Origin of the sequence: Treponema medium (assembly GCF_017161265.1) — a bacterium.
In the GTDB taxonomy this organism is placed as follows: domain Bacteria; phylum Spirochaetota; class Spirochaetia; order Treponematales; family Treponemataceae; genus Treponema; species Treponema medium.
Map to the genome: position 1 here is coordinate 1,035,435 of NZ_CP031393.1, position 19,683 is coordinate 1,055,117.

The 19,683-nt window shown below is 46.1% G+C and carries 17 protein-coding genes; 9 read left to right on the plus strand and 8 right to left on the minus strand.

The genetic code is table 11. From position 1 onward, the window contains the following. Positions 1 to 79 precede the first annotated feature (79 nt). Entirely contained in the window at positions 80 to 1,726 is a 1,647-nt protein-coding gene (locus DWB79_RS04655; RefSeq protein ID WP_016522884.1) for a hypothetical protein, read from the minus strand. A 210-nt stretch (positions 1,727 to 1,936) separates the two neighbouring features. On the opposite strand from DWB79_RS04655, the gene DWB79_RS04660 reads away from it, so the two are divergent. The 3 genes from DWB79_RS04660 to DWB79_RS04670 all read left to right on the plus strand — a co-directional run bounded on the left by DWB79_RS04660 (position 1,937) and on the right by DWB79_RS04670 (position 7,314). Further along, positions 1,937 to 3,121, plus strand: coding sequence for a glycosyltransferase (locus tag DWB79_RS04660; RefSeq protein ID WP_016522885.1), 1,185 nt, complete (start codon positions 1,937 to 1,939; stop codon positions 3,119 to 3,121). Between the two features lie 836 nt (positions 3,122 to 3,957). Beyond that, a complete protein-coding gene (gene oadA, locus DWB79_RS04665) occupies positions 3,958 to 5,889 on the plus strand; it encodes a sodium-extruding oxaloacetate decarboxylase subunit alpha (protein ID WP_016522886.1) in 1,932 nt (643 codons plus the stop codon). Positions 5,890 to 5,916: 27 nt separating this feature from the next. Beyond that, a complete protein-coding gene (locus DWB79_RS04670) occupies positions 5,917 to 7,314 on the plus strand; it encodes a glycoside hydrolase family 3 N-terminal domain-containing protein (protein ID WP_016522887.1) in 1,398 nt (465 codons plus the stop codon). Positions 7,315 to 7,318: 4 nt separating this feature from the next. On the opposite strand, the gene DWB79_RS04675 is transcribed toward DWB79_RS04670, so the two are convergent. Beyond that, positions 7,319 to 8,128 carry a hypothetical protein gene (locus DWB79_RS04675; RefSeq protein WP_016522888.1) on the minus strand — a complete coding sequence of 270 codons (810 nt, stop codon included), beginning with the start codon at positions 8,126 to 8,128 and terminating at the stop codon, positions 7,319 to 7,321. Between the two features lie 392 nt (positions 8,129 to 8,520). Between DWB79_RS04675 and DWB79_RS12170 the strand changes: the two genes are divergently transcribed. After that, on the plus strand, positions 8,521 to 8,805 hold the full coding sequence (locus DWB79_RS12170) for a CC/Se motif family (seleno)protein (protein WP_276324582.1): 285 nt from the start codon (positions 8,521 to 8,523) through the stop codon (positions 8,803 to 8,805). Positions 8,806 to 8,870: 65 nt separating this feature from the next. On the opposite strand, the gene DWB79_RS04685 is transcribed toward DWB79_RS12170, so the two are convergent. Next, entirely contained in the window at positions 8,871 to 9,518 is a 648-nt protein-coding gene (locus DWB79_RS04685; RefSeq protein WP_016522890.1) for a YoaK family protein, read from the minus strand. Between the two features lie 215 nt (positions 9,519 to 9,733). Here DWB79_RS04685 and DWB79_RS04690 point away from each other — a divergent pair, with 215 nt between their 5' ends. From DWB79_RS04690 to DWB79_RS04710, 5 genes are all read left to right on the plus strand, one after another. Further along, positions 9,734 to 10,267 carry a nitroreductase family protein gene (locus DWB79_RS04690; protein ID WP_016522891.1) on the plus strand — a complete coding sequence of 178 codons (534 nt, stop codon included), beginning with the start codon at positions 9,734 to 9,736 and terminating at the stop codon, positions 10,265 to 10,267. Between the two features lie 78 nt (positions 10,268 to 10,345). Beyond that, a complete protein-coding gene (locus DWB79_RS04695; protein WP_245541298.1) occupies positions 10,346 to 11,248 on the plus strand; it encodes an ABC transporter ATP-binding protein in 903 nt (300 codons plus the stop codon). Continuing rightward, positions 11,245 to 11,979, plus strand: coding sequence for an ABC transporter permease (locus DWB79_RS04700; protein WP_016522893.1), 735 nt, complete (start codon positions 11,245 to 11,247; stop codon positions 11,977 to 11,979). The genes DWB79_RS04695 and DWB79_RS04700 overlap by 4 nt, the downstream gene beginning before the upstream one ends. Beyond that, complete coding sequence (locus DWB79_RS04705; RefSeq protein WP_016522894.1) at positions 11,976 to 13,544, plus strand: Gldg family protein; 1,569 nt, start codon at positions 11,976 to 11,978, stop codon at positions 13,542 to 13,544. Before DWB79_RS04700 ends, DWB79_RS04705 begins: the two co-directional genes overlap by 4 nt. Further along, positions 13,541 to 14,431, plus strand: coding sequence for a DUF4340 domain-containing protein (locus DWB79_RS04710; RefSeq protein ID WP_016522895.1), 891 nt, complete (start codon positions 13,541 to 13,543; stop codon positions 14,429 to 14,431). Before DWB79_RS04705 ends, DWB79_RS04710 begins: the two co-directional genes overlap by 4 nt. A 50-nt stretch (positions 14,432 to 14,481) precedes the next feature. On the opposite strand, the gene DWB79_RS04715 is transcribed toward DWB79_RS04710, so the two are convergent. The 5 genes from DWB79_RS04715 to DWB79_RS04735 all read right to left on the minus strand — a co-directional run bounded on the left by DWB79_RS04715 (position 14,482) and on the right by DWB79_RS04735 (position 19,682). Then, on the minus strand, positions 14,482 to 16,716 hold the full coding sequence (locus DWB79_RS04715) for an AAA family ATPase (RefSeq protein ID WP_016522896.1): 2,235 nt from the start codon (positions 16,714 to 16,716) through the stop codon (positions 14,482 to 14,484). Next, entirely contained in the window at positions 16,709 to 17,734 is a 1,026-nt protein-coding gene (locus tag DWB79_RS04720; protein WP_016522897.1) for a hypothetical protein, read from the minus strand. Before DWB79_RS04720 ends, DWB79_RS04715 begins: the two co-directional genes overlap by 8 nt. 15 nt (positions 17,735 to 17,749) lie before the next feature. Further along, positions 17,750 to 18,373 (minus strand): TP0733 family outer membrane beta-barrel protein, encoded by a 624-nt coding sequence (locus DWB79_RS04725; RefSeq protein ID WP_016522898.1) that lies wholly within the window; start codon positions 18,371 to 18,373, stop codon positions 17,750 to 17,752. 137 nt (positions 18,374 to 18,510) lie between these two features. Further along, positions 18,511 to 19,074, minus strand: a complete 564-nt coding sequence (locus DWB79_RS04730) for a hypothetical protein (RefSeq protein WP_016522899.1) — start codon at positions 19,072 to 19,074, stop codon at positions 18,511 to 18,513. Positions 19,075 to 19,085: 11 nt separating this feature from the next. Then, positions 19,086 to 19,682 (minus strand): hypothetical protein, encoded by a 597-nt coding sequence (locus DWB79_RS04735; protein WP_016522900.1) that lies wholly within the window; start codon positions 19,680 to 19,682, stop codon positions 19,086 to 19,088. Position 19,683 lies beyond the last annotated feature (1 nt).

Below are 19,683 nucleotides of genomic sequence, written 5' to 3' on the forward strand. Positions count from 1 at the left end.
CAATTATTTTTATAATAATTGCGAAAGATATCAAAAATTAGCGATATGCTCAAGCAGGGGCGGATACAGTAAACAGATTTTACCGAATCGTATATTTCACAGAAGAATAAATATCCACTGCATGTCCGCTCTTTTTGCCGGTTACAATTGTCCAGTTGAGCCCTGCATTCAGATCAAGCTGTTTAATCACCCTGTACGAACCTCCTAACGAAATCGTATGGAAGTATGCCGGATTCGCAGAAGGCGTTTTTGCATCTACTATCGGTTTATAGTGGTATTTAGGAGGATAGTAAATATCTTTGCCAGTCTCTTGCTTAGGATCAAAAAACTTTTCTTCATTCTCCCCTTTTACCAAAAAACGGTAACCGAGTTTTGCACGGTACTTTTGCGGTTCCGTTAGGGAAATTTGCAAAAAAGCTCCCATAGTATCCGGACCGTAGGGATTTCCAATCCATGCCATAATATAATCGTTAAACTTTTCTTTGCCGGCAATGGTATCTCGTCTGCGATGATACAAACTTACATGTTTATTCTCCATAATGTACATCCATGGACTTGCATATAAAAACTCTCCGGTTATTGAAAGGTGTCCAAAGCTGAATGGATGAATATATTCAATACCGGCAGAACCGCCGAGACCGTTGGGAATATTCCGGGCTAAGGGATAGTTCTTTCGTTCAAAAGCTAATTGATACTGATTTTGCCCATAATGCCCATATAGCCGAAGTCCATGTATAGGCACAATCTCAACAGATAAACCGATTTGACAACCTATCAGCGCTTTACCTTCATCGGAATTGGGAGCGCCTGCAGTACTTTTATTAAAAGAGGGATCGCGCCATCCATAATAGTTATGAAAAATCATCATTGGATTTAAATACCGAGGATCGAATGGCGCATTGAGGACAACTCCTTCGTAAAGTCGAAACATAAGCCAGCTTAGCGGGCGGAAAGACACTTCGTGAGAGAACAAAAAACGGGTAGGCTCCAATTCTAACACACTCAGCGACAGATGTGCCTTTTTATAGAAAAGCGAAGCAGTCATATAATCCATTCGGTCTACGGTATCTGCAATCAGCATACTACCCGCAAGTGACCTACCGATATTTAAAGCACCTCGTCCAATAGTAAAATTAAAGAAGTGATTTCCAAGGCTCAGCCCTGCTTGCGTAGGAAATGTCATATCAAACGCATTCCCTTCTAAGGGCAGATTTGTATACGGATAGGACAATTCCGCTGCCCAATAATTCTTCTTTAAGCTGAAATTTGCAAAAAAATCAACATACCGGGTAAACATCACATGCATTGGGATGGAAACAACAGCGGGGGTTCTATTATACCGCAAAAAACTATCAAGCCGAGGTTCGTTTTCACGATTGTGTACATATTGCCCCTGCAGCGTAAAAATGCCGTTCACATCAAATGTAAAATATTTACGAGTAAATAAAAACGAATGCCCTGAAAAATATCCCTGCATCATACGGTATAGCGGTTCACTCGCCTGCGGTATAGCAGCATTGTCAAAAGTAGAAAAATATTCGGCAAGCTCACCCTTAGAAAGCGGTTGACGGTTTGCAAGCGTTGTCTGCCGCGATTCAACCGAAAGGATATGCATTGCATCATAAATCCAATGGTCATTTTCCACAAATAACGCATAAGGCGTATCTGCAAAACAAAATACGGCAGGTGTTAACAATAGTAATAGAATAATGATAAAACGTTTCATTTTTTAACCCTGAGAGATATTTGGTAAGTAATAATAGATAAAACAAAGAAAGATGTCCACTGCGCATATCAACAGATAGATCAAAAGCCCTTAGATGTATACCGGCACGTTCTTACAAAATATCATAGTTGTTTTGAAGTTCTGATTTGATGCTTGCTTTTACCGTCTTACCGTGATAGGATTAAAGTCATACTTATAAAGGTTACCAGTATGCGAATTGCTATTATCACCGAGTGTTATCTTCCGGAAATTAACGGCGCCGTATATCATATCGAAGCGCTGAGGAAAGGTCTAATTGAATTGGGGCATGAGGTTCTTATCGTTAAGCCTGATGCGAATACAAAGCATCACCATATTACTGACGGTATTTTATACAGCCCTGCCGTAAAATTGCACAATCTTTACAATTATTCCGTTTCTTACCCGCGTAGTAGAACCAGATTAAGGCTGCTAAAAGAATGGAATCCCGATATTATTCATATTCACCATGAATTCAGCCAAGGCCTGTTCGCCTTGTATGCAGGGCGTAAACTCAATATACCGATTGTATATACCTGCCATAGTATGTATTACGATTATATTCACTATTTCGGTGCATTACAGAATCTTAAAGCGGTAAAAGATTTTATCGACCATGGTATTTTACGGTATACCAATGCCGCTAAAGCGGTTATCTGTGCATCGACAAAACTGGAAGATTTTTTAAAGCAATGCAAAGTAACAACACCGATTTATAAAATTCCCAATGCATGTATTACCACCGATTTTGCCGAAGATACGCTCAATCAGGATGTCATTCAAAATCTTAAAATCCAGTATGCCATTAAACCTGATGATTTTATCGCCTGTTTTTGTGGAAGACTTGCTGCGGAAAAAAATCTTTCACTCACATTAGAATATTGGAAATACTTTGTAGACGGAATGCCGAATGCTAAATTATTTATAATCGGAAACGGTCCTGCTAGAGCAGAACTTGAACAGCAGGCAAAAGATTATGGCCTTACCCATTCGGTTATCTTTACCGGTGCCGTACTGCATGAGAATATCAAATACTATTACCACTTATGTGATGCATACATTATGACCTCGCTTTCGGAAAACCATTCGGTTTCGGCTCTTGAAGCGATTGCCTGCGGCATACCTGTAGTTCATCTGTATGACGAAGAAAATGAAGATCAATATATTGAAGGAGTAACCGGTTTCGCCTTTAAAGATTCAGCCGCGTTTAATAAAATTCTACACAATCTGTATGACAAAAAACGAAGCGCTAAGGATAGCAAAACCCTCAAAGAAGAAATAAGCACAGCCGCGTTACAGGACAATTATCAGACAATGACAAAAAAAATTGTCGAAGTGTACCAACGGGTATTGGCAGAAACCAATCGCTCATACTAGGGAACTTCTAAAAACTTTTGTTTTTAGAGGTTCCTAACTGAATTTTACAACACATAAATCCGCCGATTAGTCTTTGCTTGGATTTATGCAAAGGGTTATCTCACATGCCGCGTCGGGGGTGTTGATTAGTCGCGCGATTCTCGTCTTTACCCTTCCTAACACAACTTATGAGAACCTCTAAAAGCTTTAGAAACCAACTACAGAATAATGAGGCTATGATTTCTGAAACCAGTCTTTCCGTAAGCCTTTTGTAAAAAGTGCCCCGCATATTTGCAAAAGCAGGGCAACCGCATTATAAAATATTTTCAGAGGTTGCCTTCCTTCTGTGCGAAATTTCATAGGTATAAGGTGAGCGTCTACAATGGCGCCGCTCACCTTAACCGTCAAGTTTTCTTTCGAAAACTTGCGTATTGATGTGTGCGCTTTTCGCGCACGAATGCAACAGTTTCCAAAATTCATATTTTGTTCAACTGTTGCATTTTAAGGAAATAAAATTTCGCACATTTGTCCAGCAGACGGGTAAACGCATCAGGTGAGTAGGTAAAAACCGTGGAAAAATTGAGACTGTGAGACCATTTGAACCATCTTCAACTGTTGTACATCCGTGTACAACAGTTGAAGGCGAGTTTTGTGCGTGCACAAAACATCACTACTGTATGGAACCACTGCCATCCTTGGCAGTTCGGTCGAATAGTCTCAATTTTTCCGCGGAGGTGTTAAAAAAACGACCTGATGCGTTTACCCTGTTTGCAAAAGGTGTATACCTTGCAAAAAGCACCAATAAGCAATATCATTATATTTTAATGTTCATTAGATGAACCGCATAGGAGTAATGTATGGCACACAAAGTTCGGATTTCCGATCTGGTATTAAGGGATGCGCATCAATCTTTACATGCAACGCGCATGACAACTGCAGATATGCTGCCTATTTGCAATAAGCTGGACAGCGTCGGGTATTGGAGCCTTGAAGCATGGGGCGGAGCGACGTTCGATTCATGTATCCGTTTTTTAAATGAAGATCCGTGGGAGCGACTGCGTTCTTTGCATAAAGCGCTGCCGAATACTCCCATTATGATGTTGCTGCGCGGACAAAACTTATTGGGTTACCGGCACTATGCCGATGATGTCGTCGATGCGTTTGTGAAAGCTTCTGCCGATAACGGTGTCGGTGTGTTCCGCATCTTTGATGCGCTTAATGATCCGCGCAACCTTAAACGTGCGGCGGATGCAGCAAAGAAAACCGGTAAGCATGTTCAGATGGCTATCTCCTTTGCAACAACCCCATATCATACTATCGAAAAATATGCGGAACTGGCAAAAACGTATACGGAATTCGGTGCCGATTCCATCTGTATTAAAGATATGGCAGGGCTTTTAAAGCCGATGGAAGCATTCGATTTAGTAACGGCGATTAAAAAGAAGACGAGTATTCCGATCAATATTCATACCCATGCAACAACAGGGCTTTCCGTAGCGACACTGCTTAAAGCAGCGGAAGCCGGAGCGGATATCTTGGATACCGCGATTTCGTCCATGTCGATGGGGACATCCCACAGTCCGACAGAAACTATGGTAGAAATTTTCCGCGGCACCGAATGGGATACCGGTTTGGATATTAACTTGCTCCTTGAAATTGCGGCCTACTTCCGTGAAGTGCGCAAGCATTACGCTCAGTTTGAATCGAGCTTCCTCGGTGCGGATACCCGTATCCTTGTGTCGCAGGTTCCGGGCGGTATGCTTTCCAACCTCGAAAATCAGCTGCGCGACCTGAAAGCCTCCGACAAAATGGATGCGGTATTAAAAGAAATCCCGATTGTTCAAAAGGACTGCGGCTATATTCCGCTTGTTACTCCGACTAGCCAGATTGTCGGTACTCAGTCGGTATTCAATGTGCTGTTCGGACGGTATAAAAAACTGACCGCAGAGACCCGCGACCTGCTTATTGGCCGGTATGGTAAAACTCCCGCTCCGTGCAACGAAGAACTGGTAAAAATCGCTTTGGCAGAAGCAAAAGTAGAAGCCCCTGTAACAGCGCGTCCTGCCGACCTCATTCCCAATGAGCTGGATAAAATAAAAGCCGAAGCAAAAGAAAACGGGGCGGGCAATTCCATCGAAGATGTTTTGACTTACGCGATGTTCCCCAAGGTTGCGCCCAAATTCTTTAAAGAGCGCAGTAAAGGTCCTGTTGTGTTTACGGCACCGACGGCAGAGAAAAAAGTAGCAGGCAGTGCAAGCAGCGGCTCGTATACGGTAACGGTAAACGGAACCGATTATGCGGTTTCTTCATCTAACGGAATATTCACCGTAAACGGTACTGATTATGCAGTAAGTGTAAAAGAGAACGCATCCTCTGCATCTACGCAAAAAACGGCTACCGCAGCTTCGGCACCGGCATCAAAATCGGCAACGCCCGCAAACTCAGCTTCGAAAGCAGTCGCCCAACCAGCTTCGGCATCGACCACATCGGCAACCCCTGCCGCAGCGCAAGCAGCACCGGTATCAAAACCGGCAACACAACAGCCCGCTGCATCCGCACAAACCTCAACCGGAACAGGCAGCGAAAAACTTACCGCTCCCGTTGCCGGTACGCTATTACGGTACAGCGTTGCAGAAGGCTCGCAGGTAAGCGAAGGGCAAACAGTCATGATGCTCGAATCGATGAAGATGGAATTGGAAATCAATGCACATAAGGCGGGTGTTATTCACTTTGTGGCAGCCGCCGGTACTCAAGTTGCAGAAGGCGACTCGCTCGCAGAAATCCGCTAACAGCCACTCCGCCGGTATAGCTTTTCTATGTTAGCAATAAAAAAAATATGCTGCAGCTGTTGTTTGACGGCTGCAGCTGTTTTCTTTTTTATCATCCCCGCTTTATTTGCGCAGCCTTTTGCTGCCTTGGTACAAGCGGCTCCTCTCTCAACACAAGCGGCGCCAACATCAACGCAGAACGGCAGCTCTCCCGAACATATCGGTAATAGAGCCGTACAGCCCTGCAATCTTACCGTATCAACGGCAGCTTCCGAATATACGGCCTCATCTCAAAATGAGGCGTCCCTACGTGCCGTTGTTTCTCAGCTTTCGCTTGAAGAAAAAGCGGCGCAAGTACTGATGGTCAATATTGCGGGGAGCAAAACGGCGGATGCAAAAAGCATCGCATCGTTTAAAGGAACCGTTCCGGGAGCCGTGCTTTTGTTCGGATATAATATCGCAGACACGCCCCAAGCAGTTGCAGACTTTTTGGAATCGGCCGTACAAGGCTTTCAGGAAGCGGCGCGCCATTCAAGTCATACTTTTATCCCGCCGCTTTTTGCGCTTGATAACGAAGGCGGTACCGTGTACCGAACCCGCCGCATCACCGCCCCGCTGCCCGCTGCAGAGGAAGTCGGCAAGCGTTTTTCCGTCGAGGAAACGGAGGAGCTCTATCGGTTATTGGGACAACAAATGCGGGAACTAGGTCTCCATCTTAATCTGGCACCGGTTGCAGAAGCAGGAACGGAAGACGTTGCAGCGGCGCTCGGTACGCGGACATTCAGCCCGGATCCCGAACAAGCGGGGCAATACGCCGCCGCTGCAGTGCGGGGTATGCAGGGAGCCGGTATTCTTGCGGCAGTCAAACACTTTCCCGGCAACGGCGCCGCGGATTTACACAAAGGTGCTGCCGAATTAACTGTTGACTATGAAGCCTTCCTCAGCCGCTATTGCTCAGTATTCCGACCTTCAATTACGGACGGTGCGGCAGCGGCGCTCATTTCCCATATTACGGTACCGGCAATTGAAGCAGTGCCGTTCTGTTTTTCCGCAAAGGGAATTGCCCTGCTCCGTAATGACTTGGGCTTTTCCGGTCTTATCATCACCGACGATATTGCAATGCAGGCATTAAGACAGAATGGAGCTTCGCCTGAAGAAAATGCAGTGGGTGCAATCGCTGCCGGCTGCGATATGGTTATGTGTTCAATGTCTAAAATCTATCCGCTGATTACAGCCATTGCCGAAAAAGCCCGCACCGATACCGCGTTTGCAAAGCGGCTTGACGAAGCAGTGTTGCACATTTTAACCGCCAAACAAAAAGTGAAACTCATCGATACAAGTAAACCTATTACTTCCGACGACTTCTTTATACCGCATACACCTGATTGGGAAAAATTTCGACACGCAAAAGAAGCTGCTGCCGTATACGGAAAGGAACCTCGTTAAGAACTTAGTTTATCCGATACGGAGAATAGCCTGAAGAGACTTGTGAAGCAATGTCTTTGTAGTCATCAAGATGCGGGATATAGACACCGATATCAGAATCTTTTCGTTTGTGTTGTTCAGTAATCCAATCATATAAACAAATCTTTCCGTTTGTCTGCATAACACCAATTGGATCAAATTCATAAAATTTTTTATTGGGAAATTTTTCCTTTACATAAGGGTGCTTTTCAAGTGTGACCCAATCCCGTGGAACGGTATTTCCTAAAATTTTATCAAACCTGCTTGGAAGTGCATAGTAAAAGATAAGACCTGTATGCATATCCAACGCAAAAAGATAGACATCTAGCCATGGTAACAGGGTCTTTCCCGTAAACCGATAAAAACAGAATCTTTTTAGGAAGTTTACAGTATCTTCATCTTGTGCATAATATGTGGAGTCAAGCGGATGCATATTTTTGTACCTATAATAATGAACTCGTTTTATCATATTTAATTGGTAGGGAGAAACAATCTCATCCTCGCCCCCTGACACCCAACAATTATCTTCTTTTAATTGCCATTCACCTTTTTCGAACCAATACAACGGAGTATTGGCGGGACTAACATACATTTTTAAAATAAGCTGGTCATATTCTTGCTCAGAAAAAGGCGAACTTCGAGAAACATCTCCATATAAAACCTTTTTCTCATGTTCTGCTATTCCCTCTGTTGAACTGATAGAACTCTTTGCTTCAGCACTATAGAGAGGAAGAAACACCGCTGCAATACAAACGGACAGCAGTGCAAAGCATAATGAATGTTTAGTATATAACATAATATGATTATGTTTCTGTTATTTTTAGACTTTGTCAAGTGATCTGCAGATTGCTTATTACGAGCAGCCACATCAAACGAGTAAATATAAAAATGCCTGATGAGTTTACCCTGACATTTTTTTTAATAGATTTGACGAAAAGTCAAAAATTTTTTATATTATCTCTATAACTAGGAATAAATCCTATAATTGAAAAATTTCTTTAATGTTTTAATGTATTGAAGAAAAAGGAGTGTAAACTAAAATCCGTACAAATAGCACGGCTTTTAGTTACCCAAGTTTGCTTAAACGCAAACTTGTATATTATATGCACGTTCTCACTTCGTTGCGAACGTGCGTAAAAAGTCAATCGAAAGTTGATACTTTCTTCTTGACTTTTTATGGGAGAAACTATGACAGTTACTGTTGATGAAAAAGCAAGAGCTTTTCTTGCAAAACACAATGAAACCAGCGTGTATACCTACTTAGGTGGATGCCGCACGTGAGGCGGCGTCGTACCTCAACCGGCCGTGTTTGCCGGTTCGCCTGATTCGCTCGATGACTACGACACCTTTACTGCTGACGGCATTACCGTCTATGTACGCAAGGGTACTCAAACCGAAAATGGCACCCTTACCGTTACAGTGGTTAAGATGTTGTGGATGGATTCTTTAGCAGTAGAAGGGATGGCATATTAGCCGCAGAAATTATCCCCGCAGGATGAGTACCTTCGGGGATTCTAAAATCTCCCACCGCATTATACTTAGGTTATAGATTTTCCAAGAAAAGCAAAATAAAATACCGCAGTAAAGAAATAGAGAACTGCAATGATATAAAAAAACAAAGCGGAAGGTATAAATGCAGAAGCGGCTGCACCGGCGGCAAAATATATAATACCGGACAGATAGTGTACACTGCGCAGCAGCTCTTGCCGTTTTCCACGGAGAACCTTCCCCATTGCAATACCTGCATCCGTTAAATAGCCGCTGAAATGCGAGGTGCGTATCAATATACCATTATACGGAATGAACATGCCGTTTTGTATGCCGAGTACCATACATGTTATTGAAAGGACAATACGTAATGGCGGCCTTATAACAGCGATCGCGAAAAACACTGTTGAGAAAACCAATAAAAGAATACCGTAGCGTTTTGAGAATGTGCAATCACTCTTATGAAAAAGCATACCGGAGATACATGCTCCGATATAAAAAGAAAGAATAAGCAATAAAAAGGCGGCAGCCTCCGCAACAGCTCCTTTGGAAAGAGTAAGCGCTACACGAGTAATAGTACCGGTATGATGGCTGACTGCCGTACCGGCTGTAATAAAAAATACACCGTTCAGAAATCCTGCGATAAAAGTTAGCAGATGTATTAATATCGTTAGAATAAGATTGTGTCTTTTGTTCACTCAAATACTATAATCTGATTTTGATAAAAAAGCTACGTGATTTATTCGTACGGGGATTTAATACCTGCTGTTTTTCAGCTACGTTCTGCGTCATAACAAAGGGTATTAAAGCAAACTGTAACCCCTTATAAGAACAACTATACTCAGATGTTCTGCGCGGGGTTTGTTGATTATCCGAAAAGTGATATAGTACATTCTCATCAGGAGGTATCCGTATGGATTTACAAACATGTATGGAACAGCGTCGAAGCGTGCGCAAATATACAAATCAGCCTGTATCGCATGAGCTGGTGCGGGAAATTATTCAGGCGGCGACTCTGGCTCCTTCGTGGAAAAATTCTCAAGTTTCGCGCTATTATGTGGCGGAAGGTAATGCTGAAAAAGAGCTTGCAAAATGTCTTGCGGATTTTAATCAGCGAAATGTGCAAAACGCGCCGGTCTTGATTGTGTCTACAGTGGTCAACAAGCGTTCAGGCTTTACACGGGACGGTGAATATGAAACGCACCTTAAAGACGGCTTTCAATATTACGACCATGGAATGCAGGCGATGAACCTCTGCCTTAAAGCGCATGAGTTGGGGCTTGCAACGCTCATCATGGGAATTTACGATGAGGCGGCAATCAGAAAGTTTTTTAATATTGATGAAAATCAAATCATCGTTGCTGTTATTGCCGTAGGCTATGCTGCCGAAGAGCCGCCGATGCCGAAACGGAAAACCGTGGACGATATTACGGTATTCAAAGAATAGGGCGTCTCTAAAAACTCGGTTAGATTTTTAGAGGTTTCTAATAAGCAATAAAAGTATTGAAGCTGCAAGCAGATCCTAATGGCAGAGGCGATAGTGATTATCCTTGAAGTACAAGACATCTGTAAATATTACGGCACAGGAAAGAAGCAGCAAACCGGCTGCGAACACATCAGTTTTACCGCGGAGGCTGGAGGTATCTACTCCTTGCTCGGATTAAACGGAGCGGGGAAAAGTACGGTATTGAACAGCATTAGCGGATACCGCTTGCCCTCTTCCGGAGACGTATCGATTTGCGGATACTCTATTTTGAACGAACCGATCGAGGCTAAGCGGAATATCGGGATTTTATATGAGCAAAACCCGCTCTATGATTCGATGACGGTACGGGAGTTCTTGCTTTTTACGCTGCAAATGCGCGGCTTCGGTAACAGCATACAGCAAGACCTGCTTGACGAGGCGGTTGAGTTTACCGATCTGCAAGAGGTATACGCCAAACGGATTAAAGAGTTATCGAAGGGATACCGGCAGCGGGTAGGGCTTGCGCAAGCGATTATCCATCACCCCCGCCTCGTCCTCTTGGACGAACCCGCGTCCGGTCTTGATCCGTTCCAGCTGAAAGACTTTGAAAAAAAGATACTCGCGCTATCCACGTATGCGGCGGTCATCCTTTGCACCCATCAGCTTGAGCTGGCCGGACGGATATGCTCGCAGCATATCCTGCTCCACAAGGGACGGCAGATTGCCGGAGGAACACGGGCGGAACTTGCTGAGCGTTTATACGAGGACTTCGGCATTGAAGAAGATGCTGCTTCCGATACGCTTTTGTTCAAAACCTTTGAACAGTACGCCGGAGTTACCACCCGCGAGTTCCGTGAATCTGCCGCTTCCGAAGCCGCGGGACGGAAGCGCTCATATTCAGAAACGCCATCATCTGCGGCAGGTGCCGAACAATCGGAAGCCGGTAAGCGGGGGCGGCGATGAATCGATTCCCGGCGTTTAAGGCGCTTTTTAACAAGGAACTGCATACCCTCATATACAGCCCTGCGCTCTATGCGGCGGCGCTTGTGCTTTACCTCGGAGCGGCGCTCCCGTTCGTGGGTTCAGGGTACTGGTTTTCAGCAGGGCTGTCGGATTTCCGCTCCTTTTTTCTCAATCTGCCGTTCCTGTTCTGTATTGTCATTCCTCTGCTTGCGATGAACAGCTGGGCTGATGAAAAAAAGCACGGCACCGACCGCCTCCTTGCCGCCTATCCGGTGGATAAACGCCTGCTTGCCGCGGCAAAATATGCAGCCCTGCTCGTCTGTTTTGCAGGAGCCGCCACGCTTACGATGGTGATTCCGCTTTCGGTGATTCCGCTTGTCTATTTTGATTTTTTTCCGTTTTTTCTTTCGTATTGTGCCGTCCTCTTCTTCGGCGCAGCCTTTACCGCATGGTCGCTCGCACTTTCAAATATCTCTGCGCACACCGCCGTCAGCTTTTTGCTCAGCTTTTTTACCGGTATCTTTTTTACCGCAAGCCACGTGCTTGCTCAAGTTTTGCCGCTCCCGTCAGCCATTGTAAAAATACTGCGCTATTGCTCTTTTACGCTTCATTTTGAATCGGCTGCGCGCGGTATTTTCGACACCCGTGATTTCTTCTTCTATATATTGCTCATCGTTGCGGCGCAGGGGCTTTCGGTCTTTTTACTGTACGTTCAGGAGGAAAGCCGATGAACACAAAATCGATAAGCATAAAAATGCGCAGCGTAAAAGAGTACCGTATTCAAGCCCTGCTGCTAGGCGCCATCATAGTAACGGCAGCGCTGCTCTCACAGCGGCTCTATGCCCGGCTTGATATGACACAACAGCACACCTATTCGCTTTCAGCCTATACCCGATCGATACTGAACAGCCTCGAAGGAACGGTAACGATTACATGGTTCCGCTCGTATAATATTGACGGGTTCCTGCCGTCGCTGCAATATGTCGAAGACATCCTCGCAGAATATCAGCGTACTGCGGACGGACGCTGTCTCATTATATACAAGGATACGGAGGCGCTTTCCCCGCAGCAGCTGAATCAGCTCGGCATTGTCGCTCGGCAAATTGAGCGGAACAGCAACAATACGCAGGTACTACAAAACCTCTATTCGGGATTGCTGTGCGAGTACCGCGGGGAAAGCCGCGTTATTCCGTTCCTCTCCGATATCTACACCCTTGAAGCTGATATTGCGCGTTTCATTACCGAGATGAATCAGGATGCGCAGGGAAGAAAACTCGACCGTTCCGTCTATGTTGCGCTTCCCGAAGGCGGCACAGAAAACGGTGCAGCGGGCAATTATAAGTATGTGTTGCCGTGGCTTGAGTATGCGGGTTTTGTACCGATTATGCTGACCAAGCCTTATCCTGAGCTGCACCCCGAAATTCCGCTATTGGTAATCGGCTCTTCCTATTTTGATGCCGATATGCTGACGGCCGTCGATACCTTCATTAACAGGCATGGTTCCGCCGTCTTTTTTGTGTCCGCAAACACCGTGGATATCGGCGGCAGCTGGGAGGCAACACCCAAAAAAGATGACGGACTGCTTGAACTGCTCGCCCGCTCCGGCTTTGCGGTGCAGACTAATCTTGTGCTGGATCCCGTAAACTTCCGCATGACATTACCGGCCGCCGACGGCGCTCGGTACGAGCATATCAACTATCCGTTTTGGGTTCAGGTGTTCCGACAGGAGGCGGAAGCGATTCCTCCGCTGCTATCTGCGGCAAAGCCCGTGCAGTTTTTCTGGCCGTCGGAGGTAGTTTGTACTGCCGCGCGGGGAAAGACGCCGCTTCCACTGCTTGTTTCAAGCACTCGGTCGGCGCTGCAACAGCCGCCGTATAACACCGACCCGCACGGAACTCAGCTTGCCGCAGCCGCGAATGGAGAACATGCAGCCTATCCGCTTGCAGCCTTCAGCGAGCGGGGCGTCAATACGGTGAGCGGTATCAGCGGTGCAGATAATGCGCGGCTTTTGGTAGTTGCGGATGAGTATTGCGTAAGTTCCGCTGTAGAATACACAAATTCCGATGCGAATCTAGACTTTATGGTGAATACCGTGTACTGGATTGCGCGGCAGGATGCGCTTTTGCAGCTGAAAAATAAACAGCCTGCGGTTTTGCCCTTCCGCTATTTTGAAAGTGAGGCAGTGTTTAACCGCATTATCGCCGCTGCCCGTATCTTTAATCTCGTGCTTGTACCCCTGCTGATTATCGGTGTAGGAGCCGCGCTGTATATCATCCGGCGGAGGAACCACGCATGAAAAAAGAAACAAAAGTTCTGTTTATCATCCTCTGCGTGCTGCTCTGCGGCTATGCGCTGAGCTTTTTACACCGGCTTTCCCGGGCGGGCGTTTTTTCGAGCAGCTTGATGCATGAACCGGATATCCGCGAGGTTGCGGAAATCCGGTTTTCTATTCCGACAAGGGCTGAACCGGTAGAGATGGGCGAAATGACGCTGATTAAAGACGGCCCCCGCTTTTATCTCCGCACGACAAACGGCAGCTATCCGGTCAGGCAGGAAATTATCGACCGCTTTTTTTCGCTGCTCGGCGCCGACCGCTCCTTTCTCCCCATATCGGCACGCCCGCAGGATTATCCCGATTACCAAATCGATGACGGACACGCTTCGCGTATTGTCTTTGTGCGGAAGGATAAAACCATTCTTTCGGAACTCTTTTTCGGGATGACCGATGCAGCCGGTGCCGGTCGGTATGTGCGGACGGGAGCAAGCGTCAAGGTGTTTTTAATCGATAATGCGTTTGAACCTTTTTTAACGGTCGCCGCTCCGTTCTGGCTCGACTTACAGATATATGCGGCGCTTTTCCGCAGCACGGGCATCCAAGGTTTGGAGTACGAAAATCACACTGTAATCAGAACGGAAGCGAACGGCGATGCGTTTCGCGCATTGGAAAACTTTTTAGAAAAATTCTCCTGTATCGATATATACAGCGCGTCGCCATTGCAAAGTCCTCAAACGGCACGGGTGCGTTTAGCGCTCGGCGACGGCACGGAGCTACGCTTTTCGTTTACACCTCTGCAAAGCGGCGACTATGTATTCTTCGACAGCCGCAACTCAAATGCCTACCTCATCAGCGGGTATACCTGCGAACAGCTGCTCCGGCATATCGATGCGATATGTAATTCGTAATAAGAATAGAAACTAAGGATTGGGTAAAACGCCGTTATGGTGGAGTTCCTCTAAAGGGAAACACTCATGTATACGACGGTGCGGGTATACACGGCAGGTTTTCTACACCGCTGTTCCAGCTGCTGAATGATTTTTTCGAGCGTTCCTTTTTCCGAACCAAAAGCGATGCGGATTGCCGTGCCGTATTCAGATTCAGCTGAGAACCAACGGTCGAGTTCCGCCTGTGTTACCAACCGCCGTTCCTGATAATCTATCTTTTTCAGCAACTGTATGCGGTAACCCGCTTTTTCAGCGATACCCGCAACGGTGTTCTCCGTCCATGCAGTACGTGTATTTCGGCTGTCGGAAAAAAATGCTGCTTCGGCAGCCGAAAAACGATTTACGGATTCGTCAGACGGGAGCAGTACCGACAGCCTGAGTCCCTGTTGCGGAAGCGCGAATGCAAAAATGATACGCGCACCGTCGGTATGCTCTTGCGCGATACGGGAAAAGAACGCTGCAAAACCGTCCGCAGTCGCAGCGGGATTATACGAAAGGACGGCATCAAACGCCAGTTCGGGAAAAAGAACCTTACCATCTGGCGAAGCCGCAGCTTTTTCATCGAGCTGAGTAGCGGCAGGTGTTTTTTCACTAGGGTGGGTACAGGCTGGAATAATGGTCATAATCGGACGGTTTAAAAATTCAAAGGTTTCCGCGTACCGCTGTGCGGATTGCAAGGCTTCTTGGTGTTCAAAGATTCCTGCGGTACATCCGTTAAGGGTGATACGGGTACTCGGCCACAGCAAAAGCCCCCCGTCAGCCCTGTACACCAACACGCGGTCATCGGCGGATAGGTTTACCAGCCCGATAAGGGTGTCCCGTATCTGCTCCAGTATTTCGGCGCTGCTGCCTTCCGTCCGTGCCTGCCAGTCTTCAACCGTAAAGGCAGCTTTCTTTCCCTCGGCAGCCTCATATATGGCAGCCAGCTGCGTTTCCCGCTTTGCCAGCACCTCATTCCGTATCTTTTCTTCGTAGCCGGTGTATCCGGGGGTGTAAAACACCCTGCCGATCAGTTCGTCGGGCAGATACTGCTGCGCAATCCAGTGGTCGCGGTAGGCATGGGGATACAGATACCCTTCCCCGTGTCCGAGCGATTCACCGTCGCGGTTTGCGTCTTTCAAATGGTTCGGCACCTCGGTTTGTTCCTTTTCTACCGCCTTAAGGGCATCAAAAAAACCGAGCGAGCTGTTCGATTTGGGGCATGTTGCAAGATACAATGCCGCGTGGGTGAGGTGGTACCTACCCTCCGGCAAACCGATACGGTCAAAAGCTGCCGCTGCGCTTGTAACAACGGTCAGTGCGTGAGGATCGGCAAGTCCGATATCCTCGCAGGCGGAAATAAGCATACGCCGAAAGATAAAGTGAGGGGACTCCCCTGCCCGCACCATTCGGGCAAGCCAGTAAAGAGCAGCATCGGGATCGCTCCCTCGGATGGATTTTATAAAGGCACTGATGATATCGTAGTGGTAATCGCCGTCCTTATCGTAGAGCACCGCTTTTTGCTGGATACTTTCCTCAGCGGCCTGCATATCGATGATGATTTCCGTACCGGCAGACGGCGGCCAGTGCTCGGTAGAGGTTTCAACGGCTAACTCAAGCGCATTTAAGAGACTGCGCGCATCGCCTGCGGCGGTTTCGACAAGATGTTCCAATGCGCCTTCGGCAAAAGAGACCTTCCACTTTCCGTAACCCCGTTCTGTATCCTGCAAGCATCGTTCCACCGTCCGGTACAGGTCGGCATCGGTAAGCGCCTTGAGCTGAAATACCCGACTGCGGCTCACTAAGGCTTTATTCACTTCAAAAAAAGGATTTTCGGTTGTCGCACCGATAAAAATAACGGTTCCGTTTTCTACCCACGGCAGCAAAGCATCCTGTTGGGCGCGGTTCCATCGGTGTACTTCATCGACAAAAAGAATAGTCGGTTTCCCGTAGAGGTTTTTATATTGCTCCGCCGATGCAATCGCATCACGTATCTGCTGCACGCCTGCAAGGACGGCGTTTAAACTTAAAAAATTACTTTTGGTATGATTGGCAATAACTTGGGCAAGGGTGGTTTTTCCCGTCCCCGGCGGCCCAAAAAAGATAACGGACGAGAGCCTGTCCGCTTGGATAGCTCTTCTTAAAAGCCGTCCTTTCCCGACAATGTGTTCCTGCCCGATATATTCGTCAAGACTGCGGGGACGCATTCGTGCAGCAAGCGGGAGCCGTTCCGCCGCCGCTGCTGTCTCGAATAAATCTTTACTCACGGTTCCATTCTATTCGCTCCGGCTTATAGAGCCCCCACAAGCCGGTATATTTCGCGTTGGGATCGTTTACACCGACATAGACGATATAACCGGTATCGGTATCAAACGCCTTGATGAGATTGATCGTATATTTCCCGACGCTGTTATTATATTGATGAATATTCGCAGGCGGGACAGAAGAATCTGTAGAACCCGCTTGAATCGATTGCGCACCGGTAAGATCAGCGCCTGCGAGTTTAATTTCTCCAAAGCCCTTTATACCGCTGATCAGCACTAACTGCTTGCTCGGCAAATAGGTAATACTTTGCGGGGCACTTACCTTATGTTTGGTGTCTGTCCAATCACTGCCGTCGTAACAGTACAACTTGCTATTGTCAAAAACGAAGACAGCCGAACTTGAGGGACCTTCACAAATACCTTTTAATTCCGATGAAGGACCACCGGCTACCTTTGCACCCGTTTTATCGTAAAGACCGTCTTCCAACAAGCAGTATTCACGTGCTGCGCCTACTGGAAATTTTCCGTTTGACCATGTGCTTGATACCGCACCATTCTCAATGGTACTTATCGTATAGGTTGTTGTCTTACCGCTCTCTTCTGATTTAATTGCAAACACAATATTCGTTCCAATAACAGACTGCGCTGTCACTCCGGACACCTTACTCCAAGATGAAGCGGTCGTGTCATACTTATGAATCGTAAAGGTATCGCCTTGCCCGAATGCGGCATAGAGAAGCTTATTGGTGTCGTCGGCGGCAAGCCCCGTACAAAGACCCGAGGGGCTCCCGCTCATCTTCGACCATTTTCCTCTGTTTCCCTTTGCCTTGTAATATATTTCTCCGTTTGAAGCATATAACGTATCGCTAATCTCAACTATTCCGCGGATTAATCCTTTAACGGAAGCAGGATTGAGTTTTACCTCCTGCTCTATCGCAGCGAATATCGGTGGATTTTTACATGCTGATAAACCAATTACAAAAGAAATTACAAAAGCGATAGCAAAAATTCTTTTCTTCATAGTTCTGTTCCTTTTTTAGAAGTGATATCGGGCGGCAAAACCGATATTTAAGAAATTGCCCGTACGAGTGAGGCTTTTGTCTTTATACCACTGCGGAACAATATCCCATGATAATTCGCCGCCGAACGACCATTCAGGAGAATACTGATAGAAAACGCCCGCCTGTGGTCTAAAGAACAGGCTGAAATACCGTGTACCGTTATAAGACTGAAAGTCACCGCCGATCCCGAACGTGAGCGGAATACGGAATTTTTCGATTGCAAAAGTGTATCCTGCATTGATTGTAAAAGGAATAGCAAAATAGAGATTGCTGCCGCGTGTTAAGTGAAATGTAAAAGCAATATCACCGCCGATCGAGACCCCTTTCGTCAGATAGTGAGTATAACCGAGGAAAATACTGCCGCCCGGATAGATATTAGTTTTAATCGCAAATTTATTCGGCGAGGTATTAAAAAGCGGTATCCCCAGCTGTAAACCCATACGGATAAACTGATCGCCCTTTCGAATCGGTTCATAGACATAAGCGGTAATAGGGGCTTGCGCAGACGGCGTTTCCGTTTCTTGAGTTTCGGCAGCTTCTTGCGCAAAGGTATTCCATATCAAAACAGAAAAAAAGAAAAATAACCAACAACGTTTCATAAAGGAATTCAACTCCATCTCATTTTATAGGATTGGGTATCTCTAAAAACTCAGGTATAGATTTTCAAAGGTTCCCGATAAAACAACATCAAACTTGTTTTGTAAGGCGGTGTTAAACAATCGCTCTGCACTATAAGTTACAGAAGCGCTGGTGTTAGCCATGCGATGTCCCATGCATAGAGCGCTAATGCAATCAGCCCCATGCTGATCAGTAATAGTGGTGCATTTTTCCACTGTGCACTGACATTACTTTCCTCAACTCTCCGTTTGACGGCACAAAGCACAAACGACCAAACAAACATACTTACTAAGGCGCTCACCAGAATAGCAATCAGTTCAATATAGGTAAAAGCTTGATAGAGAGCAAAAATAACAGTGCCGCCCGAAAACAAACGCTCCCGTATCAACCGACTTTCCGTACGTTTTAAAAGTATTCGATGTAAGGTCAGATCGCACAGATATATGATTATCAATGCAGCAATCGGCGTTATATCTACGATATCAAGCGGTAATAAAAGAGAGAATTCAAGCAGCCAGCTGAGTGACGCAGAAATGAGCATCACCGCGCCCTCTCGTAAAATAAACGGAATCACTACGCGGGTTGAACGCGCATTCATCGAAAGGCGTTCCAAACCAATACCATACAAAAAGACTAATGAAGCAGGAAAAGTATAAAAAAAGACTAAGGATGCAATAAACATACGACGTCTCCCTATTGACCGTTCCGATACGATTCATCGGTTTTGAACGGCAAAAGTTCACCCTTATGAAAACTTCGGAAAAGCCAAAGTGCAATACCCAGCATCATAAGAACACCGGCGCTGCTCCCCCAAAATTTAAGTGGCAAAGGGAACGGGATAAGCGTAATACTGAATAAGCCGGAGCGAATAGGTAAAGAAACCGTACCGAACACAACGAGTTCCCGCAATATCGAGACAGCCGCTAAGAGAATTGAATAGAGTATCGGCATTTCAAATGGATATTGGCTTGAATCATACATACCGATACTGATAATCAGTATATACGAAAACCCAACCATATATATGTATCTTTCAAGGCTAATTGCTATGACAGGAAAAATTACCCCTACAATTTGTGCATACAATGCTGCCGCAAGAATAATATCAAGGTAGAGTATAATCTGAGAAAATTTATCAATTTTAAAATAATTGATAAACATCTTGCTCACTATTCCGATAGCCAAAAGAAACCAAAATTCCGCAATAAAGATTAGACCTTCAGCAAAATGAGCTGCGAGGGGGATGATCGGACATAAGCCTAAAAAAAAGACAACCGATTTATTGACCATA